The organism is Pseudomonas sp. LBUM1659, from assembly GCF_059716045.1.
In genome coordinates this window covers 781,164-803,915 of the sequence record NZ_CP166797.1, presented here as the reverse complement: position 1 = coordinate 803,915, position 22,752 = coordinate 781,164, and the positions used below count along the sequence as shown (strand labels likewise).

Sequence of the window (22,752 nt, the reverse complement as noted above, 5' to 3'; positions counted from 1 at the left end):
GCGCTCAATCAAAGGCTCGGCGCAATCCCCTCCTCCAGCTCCAGCATCAACCCGCTCAAGCGCTTGACCTTGCGCCGCACGGCCTCTTCGAAGACACCGGCGCGCGGCTCGATCAAGGTGAACCAGTGCTTGGCCCGGGTGATCCCGGTGTAGATCAGTTCCTTGGTGAGCACAGGGTTCAGGGCATCCGGCAGAATCAGCGCCGTATGGGCGAATTCCGAGCCTTGGGATTTGTGGACGGTCATGGCGTAGACGGTTTCGACATCGTTGAGCCGGCTCGGCAGAACAAAACGTACGCCGCCCTGGCCGTCATTTCTCGGAAACGCCACACGCAACACCTGCTTGCCTGCTTCGGGTCCCTCACGCTCCGGCAGTTTGAGGGCGATGCCGATGTCACCGTTCATCAATCCCAGGCCATAGTCGTTACGGGTCATCAACACAGGGCGCCCTTCGTACCACTGCTGATCGCTGTCGATCAGTCGGGCTTTAAGCAATGCGGCGGTCACACGCTGATTCAACCCTTCCACGCCCCACGGCCCTTTACGGACGGCGCACAGCAACTGGAAAGCGTCGAAGGCTTGCAACACGTCTCGCGCCCATTCGGTCCAGCGTGGATCGTCGAGTGAACTGTCGAGCGGCGGCCGTTGACTGCGTAAAAGACTCAAATAGTGGCGATAGCCTTGCGGTCCTTCGCCATGGCCTTCGAGCAACAAGCGCTCCAGCGCCCGGTCTTGCTCACCCTTGAGCGGCAGGGAAAACACGTCGTCGTGGCTTCGAGCTGCCAGCAGTTTGCGCGCTTGTTCGGGTTGTTGCTGATTGACCCAGCGCGCCAGTTGACCAATGCCGCTGCCCTCGCCGAACCGGCGCGAATGACGCAGCATCACCACTTGCTGGGCCAATGGATGAGTGCCCTGGGTGTCGGCCTGCAATCCACTGGCTTCCAGGCTTTCACCACTGACCGCTTCCAGCCACTGGCGAGTCTGCGGGCTGTACCAGCCTGCCTCGGCATCCCGGCACAGGTCCCCCAGCACAGCGCCGGCCTCCACCGATGCCAGCTGATCCTTGTCCCCCAACAACACCAACCGCGCGTGGGCCGGCATCGCATCGAGCAGGTTGGCCATCATTTCCAGGTCGATCATCGACGCTTCGTCCACTACCAGCACATCCAGCGGCAAGCGATTACCGGCGTGATGGCGAAAGTGACGGGTGCCGGGACGACTGCCGAGCAAACGGTGCACGGTGGTGACGTCGGACGGGATCTGGCCGCGAACCGATTCGGCGACTGTCAGGGTCTGGACCTGTTGGCTGATCGACTCCGTGAGGCGGGCCGCGGCTTTGCCGGTGGGTGCGGCAAGCCGGATGCGCAGCGGTTTGCCGGCTTCCACGGCTGGCGCCTGAAGCAATGCCAGCAAGCGCACGACGGTGGTGGTCTTGCCGGTTCCCGGGCCGCCGGTCACGATGCTGAACGCACTGCGGGTCGCCAAGGCACAGGCGAGTTTTTGCCAGTCGATCACTTCACCGGTTTTGGCGGAGCCGAACAAACCAGTCAGGCGTTGGGGTAAATCATCCGGTGTCGGTTCGTGTTCAGCCAAGCGCAGGCGCAGGGCATCGTCGATGCGTCTTTCGTAAGCCCAATAGCGGCGCAGGTATAGGCGCTTGCCGGATAAAACCAAGGGCCGCGATTGCGCAGATTCACGACCGTCTGCGGCCAGGGCCACCAGATTACTGGAGGCCAGAACCTTGCACCAATGGGCACCGTCCAGCGCTTCCAGCAATTGCGACGGCAATACCATCGCGCCACTGTGCAGATCACCTTCAGGGGGTAGCGACAGGGCGAAATCCGGTTCTTTCAGCGTCTCGAACAAGTCCAGGCACACATGACCGTGGCCCAGTTGATGACTGGTCAGCGCCGCGGCAAGCAGCACCAACGGATCATCGTCGGGAGCGAGTTCGTGGAGGAAGGCGACGAAGGCCTTGTCCAGCGCTCGCAACCAGCCCCTTTCAACCCAGCGCGTCAGTAACAGCAGCAGGTCATCGGCACGACTCAACGGCGCCAGATCCGCCAGGCTTTCGGCCGCCAAGGGTGTGGGCAGCAAATCGGCGAAGGTGCGACTCATAGCAGTACTCCCTGTTCCCACGCGGGTTCGGCCTTGGGTTCTGGCTTGCCCTGGAACATTAGGTCCAGTCGCTCGATCAGCTCTTTGGGTGGACGGGTGAAATACACGCCTTGGGTGGCAGCACGGGTACCGCGCAAGAACAGGTAGACCGCGCCGCCGACGTGCCGGTCGTAATCGTAGTCGGCAAGCCGCGCCTTGAGCTGTCGATGCAAGGCCAACAGGTACAGCACGTATTGCAGGTCATAGCGGTTATCGAGAATCGACTGTTCCATGGCCTGCTGGGTGTAGGCCGCGTCATCTGCACCCAGCCAGTTGGATTTGTAGTCGGCGACGTAATAGCGGCCCTCGTGCTCGAAGGTGAGGTCGATAAAGCCCTTGAACATGCCGTTGAGCAAGACCGGTTCGGCAGCCACTCGGGCAACGCCTTTGTGGGTATGTTGGCGCACCAGTTCATCCAGTTTCAACACGTCGACTTTATGGCTGGCGAACCAGAACTCCATCTCGACACGGTACTGAGTCAGTTGCTCGAAAATCACCGGGGCCTGCCCACCGCCGATGTGCAGTGGGGACTTGAGCAAATGTTGCAGCCAATCGCTCAGCGTGGTGATCCAGCCTTCCCAGCCACGGCGGTTGCAGCGACGGGCAATCGCGTCTTCGACCGCTTGTGGATTGGCGGTAAAACCTTCGTCGCCGGCCCATTCCAGCAAACCATGAAGAAAGGTGCCGGGGTTGGGGCCTCGAGGGAATCGATGGATATCACCGCCACCGGCCATCACGTCTCGTGGAGCGTGCGGATCGAGGCGCTCGTCGTCGAAGAGCTTTTGCGCTTGCGGACTCTCAGGGGCTTCGTCACTGCCCACGCTCAAACGGTCGCCAATGCGCAAGGCGCTGTACGAGGCGATCCACCAGTTTTCACTGGCCTTGCGTTTGGGGACGCGCAGCGCGAGCAAAGTCGCCTGATTTTGCGGCGGCTGGTAATGCTCGACGGTGGCTTGCGGCATTTCAGCGTAAGTCAGCGCCGGGCAGTCCTGCTGCAAGTCTTCCAGCCAGCGTTTCAAGCCTGCCGACTCGGCCAATGGCAAACCACCCCCCAACAGGTAACCCAACGCCGACAGGTGCAGCACCGAACTGTTGTTATTGCCGCGTTTGAGATCCGTCACGCCGAGCCAGCACGCATGTTGCGCGCGAGTCAGGGCGACATACAGCAAGCGCAGATCTTCGGCCAGACGTTCATCGTCGGCCAGGGCAATCAACTCGGCAGTCGGCTTCAGGGTCACCTGAGCCTTGCCGTTTTCGTTGTGGTAATGCAGCGGTAAACGAGTGCCATCCACCGGTTTCGCCGAACAGATGAAGGGCAGAAACACCAAGGGATATTCAAGGCCCTTGGACTTGTGAATGGTCACGACCTTGACCAGTTGTTCGTCACTTTCCAGGCGCAGGATCTGCTCTTCACCGGCCTGGCCGGACAACGCCAGATGCTCGGACAAATGACGAATCAGCGCTTGCTCGCCGTCAAGCTCGGCCGCAGCCTGCTGCAGCAATTCAGACAGGTGCAGCAGGTTGGTCAGTACTCGCTCCCCATCGCTGCGCACGATCAATGCCTGCGGGAGCTGGAAGTCATGCAGCAACCGTCGCAGCATCGGCAGCACACCTTGCTTGCGCCAGAGCTCGCGATAGCCACGGAATTGCATGACCCGTGCTTCCCAGGCCAGCTCGTCCTGATTCAAACGTTCCAGTTCAGCCAGCGACAGATTCAACGTGATGCAGGCCAACGCGGCTCGCAGTGGCCGCTCGACATCGGGCTCGGCACAGGCCTTGAGCCAGGTCAGCACATCGTGAGCTTCTTGTGCGGCGAACACCGAGTCCTTGTCCGACAGATAAACGCTACGCACACCTCGGGCCGAGAGCTCGCCGCGCACCGCTTGAGCTTCTTTGCCATCGCGTACAAGGATCGCGATATCCGCCGGGAGCAGGCCCCGCAAGTCCTTGCCAGCCTCGACGAAACCCGCCTGCCCTTGTTGTCCACCGTTGAGCAATGCGGTGATTTCACTGGCGCAGGCAGCAGCCAATTGTTGCCGGTACACCGCGCCGGACAGTGGTTGTTCTGCGGACAAATGCCAGATACTCAGGGACGGCACCACTTGCCCCTCTACGTGCAGAACCTCTTTGCGCCCCTGGGACTCGACAGGCAAAAACGGTACGGGGTTGTCGCCATTCTTTTCCCGAAACAGAAACGCGCCGCGCCCCAACTCACGAGACTCGGCGCGTTCGAAAACATGATTAACCGCACTGACCATGCCGTGGCTGGAGCGGAAGTTTGTGCCCAGCGTATGCAGTCGACCGGTGGTGGCTTGACGGGCGCGCAGGTAGGTGTAAATGTCGGCGCCACGGAACGCATAGATCGCCTGCTTCGGATCACCGATAAGGAACAGGCCGCACTCGGGATTGTTATCTTCGATGCGATAGATGCTTTCGAAGATCCGGTATTGCACCGGGTCGGTGTCCTGGAATTCGTCGATCAACGCTACCGGGAACTGCTCCCGAATCAAGGTGGCCAGGCGCTCGCCTCCCTCGGATTGCAAAGCAGCATCCAGGCGCAGCAGCATGTCATCGAAACCCATCTCCGCGCGGCGGCGCTTTTCTTCCTCGAACCGTGTTCCAACCCAGTGTGCGGCATGTTGCAGAACGGCAGCATCGGGGGTCGGCAGTCCGTCGAGGCTGGCCTTGAGTCCGGGCATCGCGTCCAATCCTGGATGACGGGGCGCTTCGCCCTTCCAGGCTTCGGCCATGCCATCTGGCGTCAGACGAGTGAAACCGGTGCCGATGTCCAGTTGCTCAAGCGCTTCATCTTCGGCCCAGGCTTTGATTTTTTCGAACCAGGGTTCGAAGTAGCGCGCCTGCATTTTTCGACCGTCGACACTCTTGCTCGCAACGCCTTGATGACAGATGACCAGCAGCTCGTGCGCCCATTGGCGCCAAGGCATTTTGAGTTCGAGCAACGCACTTCGTCGCTCCTGCAAACATTCGTCGATCAGCTCGGCAGGCTCTTTTCCTTCAACACTGTCACGCTCGCTGGCGAACAAACCGCGCACGCGCGGCAGCAACGCCGCCGGACCACCCCAATTGTTGCGCACCCAGTTCAGCGCATCGCCTTGCATCGGGTAGCAGAACAGTCGCCAGTAATCGCGCAGGACTTCGCCCAGCAAATCGCTGTGATCGGTTTCCAGGGTTTGGGTAAACAAGCTACCGCTGTCGAACGCATGTTCGCGCAACATGCGCTGACACCAACTGTGGATAGTCGAGACAGCCGCCTCATCCATCCATTGCGCGGCGATGTCCAGACGGTTTGCGCAGCCCGACCACTGTTCGGGGGGGTACTGATCACGCAGTTCGGCAATGAGGCCATCCGGCGCTGTAGTCTCATCACGAAAAAAACGCGCTGCCTCGGCCAAGCGCGTGCGGATACGTTCACGCAACTCTTTGGTGGCGGCATCGGTGAAGGTCACAACGAGGATTTGCGGCGGCAACAGCTCACGCCCGTAACCACTCGCGTCACTGCCGTGACCCAGGACAAGACGCAGATAAAGCGCGGAAATGGTGAAGGTCTTGCCGGTCCCGGCGCTGGCTTCGATCAGTTGACTGCCGCGCAGTGGGAAGGCCAGCGCCAGAGGAGTTTTTGTTGTCATGAACGAGCCTCCTCGCTGGTCAGTGAGCGCCAAGGGGCTTCAAGCATCGGTTTGTACAAGGCGTTGCACCAGTCGGGGAACGTTTCGTCGGCGAGCAGTGCGTCGTAGTCAGCAAACTGCCGGGTGAGTGCAGGGCTTTCGCGGCGTTCTCCGTCAGAGGTCAGGCCATCGCCTTCATAGGCTTTGCGGGCAGCGGCTTCGGCTTTCAGCGGATCAGTCTGGCCAAGCCAGGCAAAGGCTGTTTTTACTGCAATCGGTAATGGTTGACGCATGCCCGCCTGCCAGGCTTCCAGGAGATGCCCTAGAATTTTGAGTGCAGCGCCCTTTTCCAGCGGTTCCAGTAACAGGCTATCGTCGCTGGCCACTAGCGCGGTGGTCGTCGGTATGCCGCTGGCGCTGGCAACCAGATGATTGACCCAAGGCCGCGTCAAACGGTGCCATTTTCGGGTTTTGACTGAGCCAATGCTGTTGGGGATGGTCGTGACCGACAGCAAACCACCGTCTGCACGCTGGTGCAGGCCACTGAGCCAACCTTCCAGACGCAGTCCTTCCAACTCAAGATTCACTGGCAGAGCACTGGTAAGCGGTGTTGGCCATAACGCCAGGAGCTGTTGATAGCGCTGCAGCAGATCCGGCAGCGGCTCGATCAACTCACGCTGAAGGCATTCGCCAAATCCAGCCATGGGCAGCAGCCCACTGTTTTGCAGGCGTTTGGCCTGGTCTTCAAGTGCCTGATCGGCGTGATCAATTCGCCCCAGAGCGGCCGCAAGCAGGCTGTCGCTGAGGGTGTAACGTTCCAGCGCATCGAGGACAAACGGTTCTTCATCGGCCAAGGGCACTTCAGCCGCTTCGAAAAACACTTTCAGCCGCTGACTGAAAAAATGTCGCACGGGATTGCGCACAAAATCCTGCAATTGACCGAGGCTCAGCGGCTCCTCCTGTACGTAAGCTTCAAGCACTTCGCCGTCAGCCACCTGAACAGTGACGTGATGCAGTACTTGCCACTCATTGGCGTAGCTGAACAGCGCGTCACCTTCATGAAAGTAGCGAGCACTGAAAGGCTGCAATGGGTGTTCCTGAGTCATGGCCTTCAACAGGTCCTTACCTTCATCGCGCAGCCGCCAGCCGCTGGCAAGATGGTCACGCAACTGGCCAATCAGCACAGAGGCAGGGCGTTCGCTGTTATCCCGAATGCTTCGGCCAACCCAGCTGACGTAGAGCTGATCACGTGCCGACAGCAGCGCTTCCAATAGAAGATAACGGTCATCTTCGCGGCGAGACCGATCACCGGGACGGTAGTCACTGCCCATGAGATCGAAATCCAGCGGCGGTTGCGCACGAGGATAGTCCCCGTCGTTCATGCCAAGCAGACAAACCCGTTTGAACGGGATCGCCCGCATGGGCATCAAGGTGCAGAAGTTAACTGCACCAGCCAGAAAACGCTGGGACAGGCGGCCCTGATCCAGTCCGGCCAGCCAGGCTTCTCGGACGACGGTTAACGGCAAATCGTCGTGCAATCCTACGGACTCGCAGGTGTCGAGCCAGGTTTCGCGCAACTCTTCGAGCTGGGCCAGCAAGTAGTCGTCGTGCTCGTTGCTGGCCTGGAAGAACAACTGCACCAGCGCTTGCAACCGCACGCCCCACTGCTTGGGCGGTGCAGGTTGAGTCAGTTCCTGGTGGGCAATCTCCAACGCATCCAGCAGGGCCACCAAAGGTCCGATAAGTGCGGCATCCAGACCGCCAATTTCGTCGTAAGGCTCGATGCCTTCGCACGCATTCGCGCTGCCCACGGCATAACCCAGCAGCATCCGGCGCAAACCGAATCGCCAACTGTTTTGCTCCAGCGCTTCAGGCAATCCCAGACCCGCACGCTGCTCGGCATTCATTCCCCAGCGGATGCCCGCACCTTCGATCCAGCGGTGCAGCGTTGGCAGGTCACGCTCCTCAACGCCAAAACGGGCGCGTAATGCAGGGACGTCCAGCAAGTCGAGAATCTCGCTGACGGGGAAACGGCTATCGGGGAGTTTAAGTAGGTGTTCGACTGCAATCAGCAGAGGATCGCGACCGCGTTGGCCTTGATCCGCTAGCGTGAACGGAATGAAACGAGGGTCCTGACGATCAAGTTGACCGAATACGGCGCGAATATGCGGTGCGTAGCTGTCGATGTCCGGGACCATCACGATGATATCGCGAGGCCTCAGGTCCGGATCCGCGCTAAAGCGTGCGAGTAACTGATCATGGAGGATCTCTACTTCACGCTGGGCACTGTGGGCGATGTGAAAACGGATCGACTCGTCCTGCTCCAGATCGACGGCTGGCCAGCATTCTCGCGTTTCGCTCAATGGACGTAATTCGAGAATGTCGTCCTGCAGTTGATTGAGCATGTTCTTTGGCTGATTGTCGCTGAACAGGTCGATTCGTCCGTCACGAAATGCAGAGCTATAGCTGTTGGGATCGTCATAGCTGTCGAGAAGGTTGATGTAGTCCCGTCCCTGTTTACCCCAGGCAGCCAGTAGCGGGTGAGCATGCTGGTGGAGCGTTTGTGGGTCGAGTACAACGGGCATTCCGCTCTTGCGAGCCTGGCGCTTGTATTGATGCCGTAGAAGGTCTTTATCGGCGACGATGTCCGCCCAATGGTAACGACATGGATTATGTACACACAGCAGAACCTGGCTGAAACGGGCCAGTCCGGCGAGCGCTTCGAGTGCTTGAGCGGGGAGAGAAGAAATCCCGAAAACGATCACCCGGGAAGGTAATCCGCTGGGGGCAACGTCGAGGCTGTTGATGCGCTCGATAAACCGCTGATGCACACCAGCACGGCTTTGCGCCATGCCTTCTTCACCCACATCCAGCAACAGCGCTCGCCATAATTCCGCTTGCCAGCAGTTGGCCGGGGCCAATGGCTTGGCTTCGCCTCTGCCATTGCGTAATTGGTGGCGGCCCTCTGCCCAGTCTTCGAGCCAGTCGGCTCGGTAGACCTGGTATTGGTCGAACAGGTCGGCCAGTCGCTCAGCCAACTGGTAGCGCTTACGCAAATCAGTGTCATGGGTGAGGAAGCGCTGTAACGGCTCGAAGTGCGGCTGGTTGATCAATTGCGGAAGGAGGCGCATCAGACGCCAAGTCAGTGGAGCTTTATCGAGCAACGATTTGACCGGGATTTCATCCCGCCCAAGGACCATGCGATAGAGCTGCCACATGAAGCTACCGGGTAACTGCACGTCGATGGCTGCTGCAATACCGCAGCCGCCCATGTCACCCTCTTCCGGATCTTCGGCCAGTGCCAACTTAAGCCACTGCGCGATGCCATTGCTCTGCACCAGGGCGATTTCATTTTCCAGGGGAGCCAGCGGATATCGCCGCATTACGCTGATCACCAGGCTGCGCAGTTCATTCAGACTGTTGCTTTGGACCACCATAAAAGCAGCGTTGAGAGACGTGGCGTCCGGCATAAAGGCTTCCTTGGGAAAATACAAACGCTAGGGCCGAACCTTAGCATTGTCGGGAGACTGTGACAGCCGGGAGCTGTCCGGTAATGCTGTACGAACTTTCCTGCGGACAAAACAAAACCCCTACCTGCATACGCAGATAGGGGTTTCGGAATTTAATCTTGACGATGACCTACTCTCACATGGGGAAACCCCACACTACCATCGGCGATGCATCGTTTCACTGCTGAGTTCGGGATGGGATCAGGTGGTTCCAATGCTCTATGGTCGTCAAGAAATTCGGTAGCCAGGTCGTTTACCTTTCGGTTCACGCTCCAGCGAATGGGTATGTAATAGATTTGTGTGTTTCGTTTCGAATTTTCGAATGTGTATCGTCTTCACACACCGCAATCTGGTCTCTTTCGAGTTCACAGATTGCTTGGGTGTTATATGGTCAAGCCTCACGGGCAATTAGTATTGGTTAGCTCAACGCCTCACAGCGCTTACACACCCAACCTATCAACGTCGTAGTCTTCGACGGCCCTTCAGGGGACTCAAGGTCCCAGTGAGATCTCATCTTGAGGCTAGTTTCCCGCTTAGATGCTTTCAGCGGTTATCTATTCCGAACATAGCTACCCGGCAATGCCACTGGCGTGACAACCGGAACACCAGAGGTTCGTCCACTCCGGTCCTCTCGTACTAGGAGCAGCCCCTCTCAAATCTCAAACGTCCACGGCAGATAGGGACCGAACTGTCTCACGACGTTCTAAACCCAGCTCGCGTACCACTTTAAATGGCGAACAGCCATACCCTTGGGACCGGCTTCAGCCCCAGGATGTGATGAGCCGACATCGAGGTGCCAAACACCGCCGTCGATATGAACTCTTGGGCGGTATCAGCCTGTTATCCCCGGAGTACCTTTTATCCGTTGAGCGATGGCCCTTCCATACAGAACCACCGGATCACTAAGACCTACTTTCGTACCTGCTCGACGTGTCTGTCTCGCAGTCAAGCGCGCTTTTGCCTTTATACTCTACGACCGATTTCCGACCGGTCTGAGCGCACCTTCGTACTCCTCCGTTACTCTTTAGGAGGAGACCGCCCCAGTCAAACTACCCACCATACACTGTCCTCGATCCGGATAACGGACCTGAGTTAGAACCTCAAAGTTGCCAGGGTGGTATTTCAAGGTTGGCTCCACGCGAACTGGCGTCCACGCTTCAAAGCCTCCCACCTATCCTACACAAGCAAATTCAAAGTCCAGTGCAAAGCTATAGTAAAGGTTCACGGGGTCTTTCCGTCTAGCCGCGGATACACTGCATCTTCACAGCGATTTCAATTTCACTGAGTCTCGGGTGGAGACAGCGCCGCCATCGTTACGCCATTCGTGCAGGTCGGAACTTACCCGACAAGGAATTTCGCTACCTTAGGACCGTTATAGTTACGGCCGCCGTTTACCGGGGCTTCGATCAAGAGCTTCGCGTTAGCTAACCCCATCAATTAACCTTCCGGCACCGGGCAGGCGTCACACCCTATACGTCCACTTTCGTGTTTGCAGAGTGCTGTGTTTTTAATAAACAGTCGCAGCGGCCTGGTATCTTCGACCGGCATGGGCTTACGCAGTAAATGCTTCACCCTCACCGGCGCACCTTCTCCCGAAGTTACGGTGCCATTTTGCCTAGTTCCTTCACCCGAGTTCTCTCAAGCGCCTTGGTATTCTCTACCCAACCACCTGTGTCGGTTTGGGGTACGGTTCCTGGTTACCTGAAGCTTAGAAGCTTTTCTTGGAAGCATGGCATCAACCACTTCGTGTACTAAAAGTACACTCGTCATCAGCTCTCGGCCTTAGAATCCCGGATTTACCTAAGATTCCAGCCTACCACCTTAAACTTGGACAACCAACGCCAAGCTGGCCTAGCCTTCTCCGTCCCTCCATCGCAATAACCAGAAGTACAGGAATATTAACCTGTTTTCCATCGACTACGCTTTTCAGCCTCGCCTTAGGGACCGACTAACCCTGCGTCGATTAACGTTGCGCAGGAAACCTTGGTCTTTCGGCGTGGGTGTTTTTCACACCCATTGTCGTTACTCATGTCAGCATTCGCACTTCTGATACCTCCAGCAAGCTTCTCAACTCACCTTCACAGGCTTACAGAACGCTCCTCTACCGCATCACCTAAGTGATACCCGTAGCTTCGGTGTATGGTTTGAGCCCCGTTACATCTTCCGCGCAGGCCGACTCGACTAGTGAGCTATTACGCTTTCTTTAAAGGGTGGCTGCTTCTAAGCCAACCTCCTAGCTGTCTAAGCCTTCCCACATCGTTTCCCACTTAACCATAACTTTGGGACCTTAGCTGACGGTCTGGGTTGTTTCCCTTTTCACGACGGACGTTAGCACCCGCCGTGTGTCTCCCATGCTCGGCACTTGTAGGTATTCGGAGTTTGCATCGGTTTGGTAAGTCGGGATGACCCCCTAGCCGAAACAGTGCTCTACCCCCTACAGTGATACATGAGGCGCTACCTAAATAGCTTTCGAGGAGAACCAGCTATCTCCGAGCTTGATTAGCCTTTCACTCCGATCCACAGGTCATCCGCTAACTTTTCAACGGTAGTCGGTTCGGTCCTCCAGTTAGTGTTACCCAACCTTCAACCTGCCCATGGATAGATCGCCCGGTTTCGGGTCTATTCCCAGCGACTAGACGCCCTATTAAGACTCGCTTTCGCTACGCCTCCCCTATTCGGTTAAGCTCGCCACTGAAAATAAGTCGCTGACCCATTATACAAAAGGTACGCAGTCACCCAACAAAGTGGGCTCCCACTGCTTGTACGCATACGGTTTCAGGATCTATTTCACTCCCCTCTCCGGGGTTCTTTTCGCCTTTCCCTCACGGTACTAGTTCACTATCGGTCAGTCAGTAGTATTTAGCCTTGGAGGATGGTCCCCCCATATTCAGACAAAGTTTCTCGTGCTCCGTCCTACTCGATTTCATGACCAAGAGATTTTCGCGTACAGGGCTATCACCCACTATGGCCGCACTTTCCAGAGCGTTCCGCTAATCTCAAAGCCACTTAAGGGCTAGTCCCCGTTCGCTCGCCACTACTAAGGGAATCTCGGTTGATTTCTTTTCCTCAGGGTACTTAGATGTTTCAGTTCCCCTGGTTCGCCTCTTAAGCCTATGTATTCAGCTTAAGATAACCATCTTATGATGGCTGGGTTCCCCCATTCAGACATCTCCGGATCAAAGTCTGTTTGCCGACTCCCCGAAGCTTTTCGCAGGCTACCACGTCTTTCATCGCCTCTGACTGCCAAGGCATCCACCGTATGCGCTTCTTCACTTGACCATATAACCCCAAGCAATCTGGTTATACTGTGAAGACGACATTCGCCGAAAATTCGCAATTTAACTCACAAATTTTACCTTAGCCTGATCCGCTACCAGTGAAAGTAACGTCCAGTCTATCTTTCTATCACATACCCAAATTTTTAAAGAACGAACTAGTCAAAGACTAGAAATCAACATTCACCATCACCACGATGGAATGCTCATTTCTAAGCTTTATACAAACAGAAGCAGTAGTGGTGGAGCCAAACGGGATCGAACCGTTGACCTCCTGCGTGCAAGGCAGGCGCTCTCCCAGCTGAGCTATGGCCCCGTATTTCTACAGGCGTTTCCCACACAAAATTGGTGGGTCTGGGCAGATTCGAACTGCCGACCTCACCCTTATCAGGGGTGCGCTCTAACCAACTGAGCTACAGACCCAATTTCGAGCTACTAAGGCCGACCTCACCCTGCTCTTTACCACAAAGCATGGGGTGCGCTCTAACCAACTCAGCTACAAACCGATACAGGCTGCTTCTTTCGTCTTCTTCAATGAATCAAGCAATTCGTGTGGGAGCTTATGGAGCAGCTGATGTCGTCGATTAAGGAGGTGATCCAGCCGCAGGTTCCCCTACGGCTACCTTGTTACGACTTCACCCCAGTCATGAATCACACCGTGGTAACCGTCCTCCCGAAGGTTAGACTAGCTACTTCTGGTGCAACCCACTCCCATGGTGTGACGGGCGGTGTGTACAAGGCCCGGGAACGTATTCACCGCGACATTCTGATTCGCGATTACTAGCGATTCCGACTTCACGCAGTCGAGTTGCAGACTGCGATCCGGACTACGATCGGTTTTATGGGATTAGCTCCACCTCGCGGCTTGGCAACCCTCTGTACCGACCATTGTAGCACGTGTGTAGCCCAGGCCGTAAGGGCCATGATGACTTGACGTCATCCCCACCTTCCTCCGGTTTGTCACCGGCAGTCTCCTTAGAGTGCCCACCATCACGTGCTGGTAACTAAGGACAAGGGTTGCGCTCGTTACGGGACTTAACCCAACATCTCACGACACGAGCTGACGACAGCCATGCAGCACCTGTCTCAATGTTCCCGAAGGCACCAATCCATCTCTGGAAAGTTCATTGGATGTCAAGGCCTGGTAAGGTTCTTCGCGTTGCTTCGAATTAAACCACATGCTCCACCGCTTGTGCGGGCCCCCGTCAATTCATTTGAGTTTTAACCTTGCGGCCGTACTCCCCAGGCGGTCAACTTAATGCGTTAGCTGCGCCACTAAGAGCTCAAGGCTCCCAACGGCTAGTTGACATCGTTTACGGCGTGGACTACCAGGGTATCTAATCCTGTTTGCTCCCCACGCTTTCGCACCTCAGTGTCAGTATCAGTCCAGGTGGTCGCCTTCGCCACTGGTGTTCCTTCCTATATCTACGCATTTCACCGCTACACAGGAAATTCCACCACCCTCTACCATACTCTAGCTTGTCAGTTTTGAATGCAGTTCCCAGGTTGAGCCCGGGGATTTCACATCCAACTTAACAAACCACCTACGCGCGCTTTACGCCCAGTAATTCCGATTAACGCTTGCACCCTCTGTATTACCGCGGCTGCTGGCACAGAGTTAGCCGGTGCTTATTCTGTCGGTAACGTCAAGGCACCAACGTATTAGGTTAATGCCCTTCCTCCCAACTTAAAGTGCTTTACAATCCGAAGACCTTCTTCACACACGCGGCATGGCTGGATCAGGCTTTCGCCCATTGTCCAATATTCCCCACTGCTGCCTCCCGTAGGAGTCTGGACCGTGTCTCAGTTCCAGTGTGACTGATCATCCTCTCAGACCAGTTACGGATCGTCGCCTTGGTGAGCCATTACCTCACCAACTAGCTAATCCGACCTAGGCTCATCTGATAGCGCAAGGCCCGAAGGTCCCCTGCTTTCTCCCGTAGGACGTATGCGGTATTAGCGTCCGTTTCCGAGCGTTATCCCCCACTACCAGGCAGATTCCTAGGCATTACTCACCCGTCCGCCGCTCTCAAGAGAAGCAAGCTCCTCTCTACCGCTCGACTTGCATGTGTTAGGCCTGCCGCCAGCGTTCAATCTGAGCCATGATCAAACTCTTCAGTTCAAACATCTTTGGGTTTTTAAGAAACCCTAAACTTGGCTCAGCAATCGTTGGTTACATCTTTGATTTCTCGCGGAGCAACTTGTGATGCTGATAATCTTGTTGACTATCAGTCTGACTCCACAAGCACCCACACGAATTGCTTGATTCAGTTGTTAAAGAGCGGTTGGTTAAGATCTTTCGTCTCAACCGAGGCGCGCATTCTACAGCAGCCTCTGTTGCTGTCAAGCGGTTATTTTCAGAAGTTTTCAAAGTTTCCTTTGTAACTTCAACCACTTGCGCCTTCGATCTCTCGTCAGCGGGAGGCGAATTCTACAGCGTTACACGCTGCTGTCAACACCTCTTTTTCAACTCCTTTCGGGCTTCGATGACCTGAAGCCGCTTACTGCCGAAAACCGCGTAACTCTTTGTTTATCAAGGAGTTTTCCGTTTCGACTGCGCCGGAAGTGGGGCGAATTATAGACATCCAGAATCTGCCGTCAATCTTTAATGTCACAATTGTGTCATATAGATCAAAAAACCCCAGAAACACAAAGGCCGGCCCCAAGGGGCCGGCCTTCTTCCCTTCTTCTTACAAGCTAGGGAATGCGAATTGCGAAGCTTCATGGCTCGCACGTTGTGGCCAGCGCTGCGTGATGGCTTTGCGGCGGGTGTAGAAACGCACACCATCCGGGCCATACGCATGCAAGTCGCCGAACAGCGAACGCTTCCAGCCACCGAAGCTGTGATAAGCCACTGGGACCGGCAGCGGTACGTTAACGCCGACCATGCCCACTTCGATCTCATCGCAGAACAGCCGCGCCGCTTCACCGTCACGGGTGAAGATGCAGGTGCCGTTGCCATATTCGTGATCGTTGATCAGTTGCATGGCTTCTTCCAGGCTGTTCACCCGAACGACGCACAACACTGGCCCGAAGATTTCTTCTTTATAGATGCGCATCTCTGGCGTGACGTTATCGAACAGGCAGCCACCCAGGAAGAAACCTTCCTCATGACCGGCCACACTCAGACCACGACCATCGACCACCAGGGTCGCGCCGGAAGAAACACCGTCTTCTACATAACCGCTGACCTTGTCGCGCGCCTGACCGGTGACCAGCGGCCCCATGTCCAGACCACAGGTAGTACCCGCACCGATTTTCAGCGCCTTGATCTGCGGCACCAGTTTTTCCACCAGCGCATCCGCCACCTGGTCACCGACGCACACAGCCACCGAGATCGCCATGCAACGCTCGCCGCAAGAACCGTACGCCGCGCCCATCAGTGCGCTGACCGCATTATCCAGATCCGCATCCGGCATCAGCACCGCATGGTTCTTCGCGCCGCCCAGTGCCTGAACACGTTTGCCGCGCTTGGTGCCTTCGGCGTAGATGTATTCGGCAATCGGCGTCGAACCCACAAAACTCAGCGCTTTGACTTCCGGCGCTTCGATCAGCGCGTCAACCGCAGCCTTGTCACCGTGCACGACGTTCAGCACGCCTTTAGGCAGACCGGCTTCCAGCAACAGCTGAGCGATCAACAGCGTGGAACTTGGATCACGCTCGGAGGGCTTGAGGATAAAGCAGTTGCCGCAGACGATCGCCAGCGGATACATCCACAGCGGCACCATCGCCGGGAAGTTGAATGGAGTAATACCGGCCACCACGCCCAACGGCTGGAAGTCCGACCAGGCATCGATGTTCGGGCCGACGTTACGGCTGTATTCGCCCTTGAGGATTTCCGGCGCTGCGCAAGCAAACTCAACGTTCTCGATACCGCGCTTCAATTCACCCGCCGCATCTTCCAGGGTCTTGCCGTGCTCTTCGCTGATCAACTGAGCAATGCGTGCTTCATTCTGTTCCAGCAGTTGCTTGAAGCGGAACATCACTTGGGCACGCTTGGCCGCCGGCGTGTTGCGCCAGGCCGGGAATGCAGCCTTGGCCGAGTCGATGGCTTTCTGAATGGTTTCGCGGCTGGCCAATGGCAGCTTGTGGATCGCCTGGCCGGTGGACGGGTTGAACACGTCGGCCGTGCGACCGTCTTCGGTCACCAGTTCGCCATTGATCAAATGCGGGATAAGGCTCATGTAGCGCTCCTGAAAAGTTGTCCACAGGCGCCCGTTAAAGGGCGCCTCTATATAGAAGAGAAAATCAGTCGATCTTGTTCAGCACTTCGCCGACCGCGTCGAACAGACGATCAAGGTCTTGCGGCTTGCTGTTGAAGGTTGGGCCAAACTGCAGGGTGTCGCCGCCGAAGCGCACATAGAACCCGGCTTTCCACAACGCCATGCCCGCTTCGAATGGACGCACGATCGCGTCGCCATCACGTGGCGCGATCTGGATGGCACCGGCCAAACCATAGTTACGAATGTCGATGATGTTCTTCGAACCTTTCAGACCGTGCAGCGCATTTTCAAAATGCGGTGCCACTTCGGCCACGCTCTGCACCAGGTTTTCCTTTTGCAGCAAGTCGAGTGCTGCCAGGCCAGCGGCGCAAGCCACCGGGTGTGCGGAGTAGGTGTAGCCGTGGGGGAATTCCACTGCGTATTCAGGCGTCGCCTGGTTCATGAAGGTCTGGTAGATCTCGGAGCTGGCAATCACTGCGCCCATCGGGATCGCGCCGTTGGTGACTTGCTTGGCGATGCACATCAGGTCCGGGGTCACGCCGAAGCTGTCGGCACCGAACATCGAGCCGGTACGGCCGAAACCGGTGATCACTTCGTCGAACACCAGCAGGATATTGTGCTGATCGCAGATCTCGCGCAGACGCTTGAGGTAACCCTGTGGCGGAACCAGTACGCCAGCGGAACCGGCCAGCGGCTCAACGAATACGGCGGCGATGTTCGACGCATCGTGCAGTTCGATCAACTTCAGAAGCTCGTCAGCCAGGGCGATACCGCCCAGCTCCGGCATGCCACGGGAATAGGCATTGCTCGCCAAAAGTGTGTGCGGCAGGTGATCAACGTCCATCATCGCCTGACCGAACATTTTGCGGTTACCGTTCACACCGCCGAGGCTGGTACCGGCGATGTTCACACCGTGATAGCCACGAGCACGGCCGATCATTTTGGTCTTGGTCGCCTGGCCTTTCAGACGCCAGTAAGCACGCACCATTTTCACTGCGGTGTCAGCGCACTCTGAACCGGAGTCGGTGAAGAACACGTGATTCAGATTGCCCGGCGTCAGATCGGTGATTTTTTCAGCCAGTTGGAACGACAGCGGATGGCCGTACTGGAAACCTGGCGAGTAATCGAGCGTTCCCAGTTGCTTGGCAACCGCTTCCTGGATTTCCTTGCGAGTGTGCCCGGCGCCGCAGGTCCACAGACCGGACAGCGAGTCATAGACTTTACGGCCCTTGTCGTCGATCAGCCAGCTGCCTTCCGCCGCCACAATCAGACGCGGGTCGCGCTGGAAGTTACGGTTGGCGGTATAGGGCATCCAGTGAGCATCAAGCTTGAGCTGGCTGGCCAGGGACGACGGGGCGTTTTCAGGCAAGTTCATGGGCAAAACCTCGCAGGGCAATAAGCGGCGTAGAGATCAAAAGCGTTCTTGCAGCTAAATTGCCACGGGGATAAAGTCGGTGAAATCCAACTTTTCTAACGTTCAGTCAGGCTGTTACTAAACTATGAGCACGCGTCGTCCCGATCCACTGGCGCAAGTCAGCGACTTTGATATCCGCTTGCTGCGGATCTTTCGCAGCGTGGTCGAGTGCGGCGGCTTCTCTGCGGCGGAAAGTGTGCTGGGGATCGGGCGCTCGGCCATCAGCCAGCAAATGAGCGATCTGGAACAGCGCCTCGGCTTACGTTTGTGTCAACGCGGTCGAGCCGGGTTTTCCCTGACCGAAGAAGGTCGCGAGGTGTACCAATCGGCCTTGCAGCTATTAAGTGCGCTGGAAAGTTTTCGCACCGAAGTCAACGGCCTGCACCAACATTTGCGTGGCGAATTGACCATCGGCCTGACCGATAACCTGGTCACCCTTCCCCACATGCGTATCACCCACGCACTGGCACAACTGAAAGAGCGCGGCCCCGATGTACAGATTCAGATCCGCATGATCGCGCCCAATGAAGTGGAACAAGGCGTGCTCGATGGCCGCCTGCATGTCGGTGTTGTGCCCCAGGCCAGCGCGTTGTCGGGGCTGGAATATCAGCCGCTCTACAGTGAACGTTCACTGCTGTACTGCGCGGTTGGCCATCCGCTGTTTTACGTTGACGACAAACAACTCGACGACGAACGTCTCAACAGTCAGGACGCCATCGCGCCGACCTTCCGCTTGCCAGCAGATATCCAGGCCCATTACCAGGCACTCAACTGCACCGCCAGCGCGTCGGACCGTGAAGGCATGGCGTTCCTGATCCTCACTGGCCGTTACATCGGTTACCTGCCGGATCATTACGCCAGCCTCTGGGTGCAACAAGGTCGTCTGCGTGCGCTGAAACCGCAGGCACGTTTTTATGACCTGAGCCTTGCATCGGTCACGCGCAAGGGCCGTCGTCCGCATTTGGTACTGGAAAGCTTCCTGGAGAGCCTCGCCGCGACTCGCTGAATAAAAGAAGAAACACTGTAGGAGCCGAGCTTGCTCGCGATGGCCTCAGGTCTGTCAATATCAATGCTGGATGTTAAGCCGCTATCGCGAGCAAGCCCGGCTCCTACAAGTACATGAGCTTTTATCAGCCGGGACTTGTCTGAAGCCCATGGGTGCGCTATCAACGCATTGGTTGCACCCACCTATTTGTCTGGAAGTGCCTATGACCTTTGAAGTCCCAGCCCATGGCGGTAAACCTGCCAGCCGCATTCGTCAGAAGAACGAAGAGACCATCATCAAAGCCGCCGAAGACGAGTTCGCCCGTCACGGGTTCAAAGGCACCAGCATGAACACCATCGCCCAGAATGCAGGGTTGCCCAAGGCGAACCTGCATTACTACTTCACCAACAAACTCGGTTTGTACGTGGCAGTGCTGAGCAACATCATCGAGTTGTGGGACAGCACCTTCAACACCTTGACTGCCGAAGACGATCCGGCCGAAGCGCTCACGCGATATATCCGCGCCAAGATGGAGTTCTCCCGTCGCCAGCCACAAGCCTCGCGGATTTTCGCCATGGAGGTGATCAGTGGCGGCGAGTGCCTGACCGAGTACTTCAACCAGGACTATCGCGCCTGGTTCCAGGGCCGGGCAGCTGTATTTCAGGCGTGGATCGACGCTGGAAAGATGGACCCGGTCGACCCGGTCAACCTGATCTTCCTGTTGTGGGGCAGCACTCAGCATTACGCCGACTTCGCGACCCAGATCTGCCGAGTCAGCGGACGTACCAAGCTGACCAAGCAAGACATCGAAGACGCCAGCAACAACCTGATCCGCATCATCCTCAAGGGCTGCGGCCTGACCCCTGCTATTTAAGACACTTATGCCATTTACCCTCAGCGATTTTTGCGAATACCGCGAAGAGATTCGCAAAAGCCGCTTCATCACCTTCGCCGCGCCGATATCAAGCCCAGCAGAAGCCCAAGCGTTCTTCGAACAGCACAGTGACCTCAATGCTTCGCACAATTGCTGGGCGTGGAAGCTCGGCGATCAGTACCGCAGCAACGACGATGGCGAGCCCGGCGGCACTGCAGGCCGACCGATTCTGGCAGCGATCGAAGCGCGGGATTGCGACCAGGTCGCGGTGCTCGTGATTCGTTGGTACGGCGGCATTCAACTGGGCACGGGCGGCCTCGCCCGGGCGTATGGCGGCGGCGCCAACAAGTGCTTGCAAGCGGCGCCAAAGGTGGAGCTGATCAGTCGAGTGCCTGTCAGCTGCGCCTGCGCCTTTGGTGAACTCGCACTGGTGAAACTTCGCGTGGCGGAACTGGGCGGTTTAGTCGTGGAAGAAACCTTCACCGCCAACGGCGTCGAACTGCAATTAGCGATTGGAAAAGCGCAGATCCGCACCCTGCAAACGCAGCTGGCGGACTTGAGTCGCGGGCGCATTGTATTGCAGCACTGAGCGCACCAACAACGTTCACCCTTATTCTGTCGACGTTGGGAATTTGCCCACATCTACTGTGCACCCGGCTGTGGATAACCTGAGCACAGGTGTCTGTAACCCTTCTGTCATGCGGGTTTGCGGGCTTTGTTCACTTTTCGTCCAATCTGCCATCATCAGCACTAAATTCACGTAAAAACAAATAGTTAGCGCGGGTTATCACCTTTAGAAGATAGCCGCACAGTGCTTATGCCCGACCTTTGAGCTTGCGCACAAATACTGTGGAGCAATCTGTGGATAACCCGTTCATGACTGTCGCGATTCCCTATCCGGTATGGCTTGCAGACAGCTGCTCGTTTTTTAACCAATTCAACTCGAGCAAAACAGGAGCCTGATCAACAGCTCTGCCCTCATGTGGTGCCTGATTCGCCGTTGATGGGTCGCAACCCATTGTCCCCGAGGACTGTACCTGCGCGGATTAGCAGCTTTCCTGACTACATGGCCAGGAAATTGCTTTATCCACAGGCATCACGCCCATCGACCCGAGTCCGTCATGCCCAACCCCGTGCCGATCCCCGATCAAACGCCCCGCCTGCAATTGCGCAAGATTAGTAAACGCTACCCCGGATGCCTGGCCAACGATGCCATCGACCTGACGATTGCGCCTGGCGAAATCCACGCCCTGCTCGGGGAAAACGGCGCCGGTAAAAGTACGCTGATGAAGATTATCTATGGCGTCACCCATGCCGACTCCGGGGAGATGATCTGGCAAGGGCAACGGGTAACCATGCGCAACCCGGCCCAGGCCCGTGGCCTTGGGATTGGCATGGTGTTCCAGCATTTCTCGCTGTTCGAAACATTGAGCGTGGCGCAGAACATTGCCCTGGCGATGGGCGCCGCGGCCGGCACACCGAAACAGCTTGAACCGAAGATTCGTGAGGTGTCCCGACGTTATGGCATGGCGCTAGAGCCGGAGCGACTTGTCCACAGCCTGTCGATTGGCGAGCGGCAACGGGTGGAAATCATTCGTTGCCTGATGCAAGACATCCGCCTGTTGATTCTCGATGAACCGACCTCGGTGCTGACCCCGCAAGAGGCCGAAGAACTGTTCGTCACCTTGTGCCGACTCGCGGCCGAGGGCTGCAGCATTTTGTTTATCAGCCACAAGCTCAGTGAAGTCCGGGCGCTTTGCCACAGCGCCACCGTGTTGCGCGGCGGGCGAGTGGCCGGACATTGCTTGCCGGCCGAATGTTCGGACCGACAACTGGCGCGGCTGATGGTCGGTGAAGCGGCCGAGACGATTACGGACTATCCGAAGGTTATAGGCGGTGATGCGTTTCTCACCGTTAACCGGTTGTCCTGGTTCAATCCCGATCCGTTCGGTTGCTCGCTGAAGGGCGTCGATCTTGAGGTGCGCAGTGGTGAAATTGTCGGCATCGCCGGTGTCGCGGGTAACGGTCAGGATGAGTTGCTCGCCTTACTGAGCGGCGAAGAACGACTGACCCGCAATGACGGCGCGACGATCAGTTTCGGTGGACAATCGGTCGCTCATCTGCGACCCGATGCGCGACGCAACCTCGGCCTGGCCTTCGTTCCTGCGGAACGCCTGGGTCACGGCGCGGTGCCGGAATTGAGTCTGGCGGATAACGCGCTGCTAACGGCTTTTCAACAAGGGTTGGTCAGCAACGGCTTGATTCAGCGCCGCAAGGTCGAAGCGTTGGCCGAAGAGATCATCCGTCGCTTCGGGGTCAAGACGCCCGATGCTCAAACGCCGGCCCGCAGCCTGTCTGGCGGCAACTTGCAGAAATTCATCCTTGGCCGGGAAATCCTCCAGCAACCCAAATTGCTGATCGCCGCGCACCCGACCTGGGGGGTGGACGTCGGCGCCGCCGCGACCATTCACCGCGCGCTGATTGCCTTGCGCGATGCCGGGGCGGCGATCCTGGTGATCTCCGAAGACCTCGACGAACTGTTCCAGATCAGCGACCGCCTCGGCGCTTTGTGCAGCGGTTGTCTGTCGCCGCTCAGAGCCACCGTCGACACGCGCCTGATCGACGTCGGCGGCTGGATGGCCGGCCAGTTCGACGCCCCTCAATCAATTGCCCCCGCGACGGTTTAACGG

At 57.2% G+C, this 22,752-nt stretch carries 9 protein-coding genes, 2 tRNA genes and 3 rRNA genes; 4 read left to right on the top strand and 10 right to left on the bottom strand.

All coding sequences use genetic code 11. The features are described from left to right. Positions 1-8: 8 nt before the first annotated feature. The 10 genes from recD to aptA all read right to left on the bottom strand — a co-directional run bounded on the left by recD (position 9) and on the right by aptA (position 18,164). Positions 9-2,117, bottom strand: coding sequence for an exodeoxyribonuclease V subunit alpha (gene recD, locus ACA048_RS03550; RefSeq protein ID WP_497627958.1), 2,109 nt, complete (start codon positions 2,115-2,117; stop codon positions 9-11). Then, positions 2,114-5,803: an exodeoxyribonuclease V subunit beta gene (gene recB / locus ACA048_RS03545; protein WP_497627957.1), complete on the bottom strand. Its 3,690-nt coding sequence runs from the start codon at positions 5,801-5,803 to the stop codon at positions 2,114-2,116. Before recB ends, recD begins: the two co-directional genes overlap by 4 nt. Continuing rightward, positions 5,800-9,252: an exodeoxyribonuclease V subunit gamma gene (recC, locus tag ACA048_RS03540; RefSeq protein WP_497627956.1), complete on the bottom strand. Its 3,453-nt coding sequence runs from the start codon at positions 9,250-9,252 to the stop codon at positions 5,800-5,802. The genes recB and recC overlap by 4 nt, the downstream gene beginning before the upstream one ends. 156 nt (positions 9,253-9,408) lie before the next feature. Then, positions 9,409-9,524, bottom strand: a 5S ribosomal RNA gene (gene rrf, locus ACA048_RS03535). Between the two features lie 154 nt (positions 9,525-9,678). After that, positions 9,679-12,570, bottom strand: a 23S ribosomal RNA gene (locus ACA048_RS03530). Between the two features lie 236 nt (positions 12,571-12,806). Beyond that, positions 12,807-12,882, bottom strand: a tRNA-Ala gene (locus ACA048_RS03525). A 30-nt stretch (positions 12,883-12,912) separates the two neighbouring features. Then, a tRNA-Ile gene (locus ACA048_RS03520) sits at positions 12,913-12,989 on the bottom strand. Positions 12,990-13,151: 162 nt separating this feature from the next. After that, positions 13,152-14,688, bottom strand: a 16S ribosomal RNA gene (locus ACA048_RS03515). Together the 16S, 23S and 5S rRNA genes with 2 tRNA genes alongside form the textbook arrangement of a ribosomal RNA operon. A gap of 568 nt (positions 14,689-15,256) precedes the next feature. Beyond that, complete coding sequence (locus ACA048_RS03510) at positions 15,257-16,750, bottom strand: CoA-acylating methylmalonate-semialdehyde dehydrogenase (protein WP_027921834.1); 1,494 nt, start codon at positions 16,748-16,750, stop codon at positions 15,257-15,259. Positions 16,751-16,814: 64 nt separating this feature from the next. Beyond that, a complete protein-coding gene (gene aptA / locus ACA048_RS03505; RefSeq protein WP_497627955.1) occupies positions 16,815-18,164 on the bottom strand; it encodes an omega-aminotransferase AptA in 1,350 nt (449 codons plus the stop codon). 124 nt (positions 18,165-18,288) lie between these two features. On the opposite strand from aptA, the gene ACA048_RS03500 reads away from it, so the two are divergent. From ACA048_RS03500 to ACA048_RS03485, 4 genes are all read left to right on the top strand, one after another. After that, entirely contained in the window at positions 18,289-19,209 is a 921-nt protein-coding gene (locus ACA048_RS03500; RefSeq protein WP_497627954.1) for a LysR family transcriptional regulator, read from the top strand. 202 nt (positions 19,210-19,411) lie between these two features. Further along, positions 19,412-20,062: a TetR/AcrR family transcriptional regulator gene (locus ACA048_RS03495; protein ID WP_497627953.1), complete on the top strand. Its 651-nt coding sequence runs from the start codon at positions 19,412-19,414 to the stop codon at positions 20,060-20,062. A gap of 7 nt (positions 20,063-20,069) precedes the next feature. Then, the gene (locus ACA048_RS03490; protein ID WP_497627952.1) at positions 20,070-20,651 is read left to right on the top strand and encodes an IMPACT family protein; all 582 of its coding nucleotides are present in this window, start codon (positions 20,070-20,072) and stop codon (positions 20,649-20,651) included. A gap of 532 nt (positions 20,652-21,183) precedes the next feature. Next, positions 21,184-22,749 carry an ABC transporter ATP-binding protein gene (locus tag ACA048_RS03485; RefSeq protein ID WP_497627951.1) on the top strand — a complete coding sequence of 522 codons (1,566 nt, stop codon included), beginning with the start codon at positions 21,184-21,186 and terminating at the stop codon, positions 22,747-22,749. Positions 22,750-22,752: the final 3 nt, after the last annotated feature.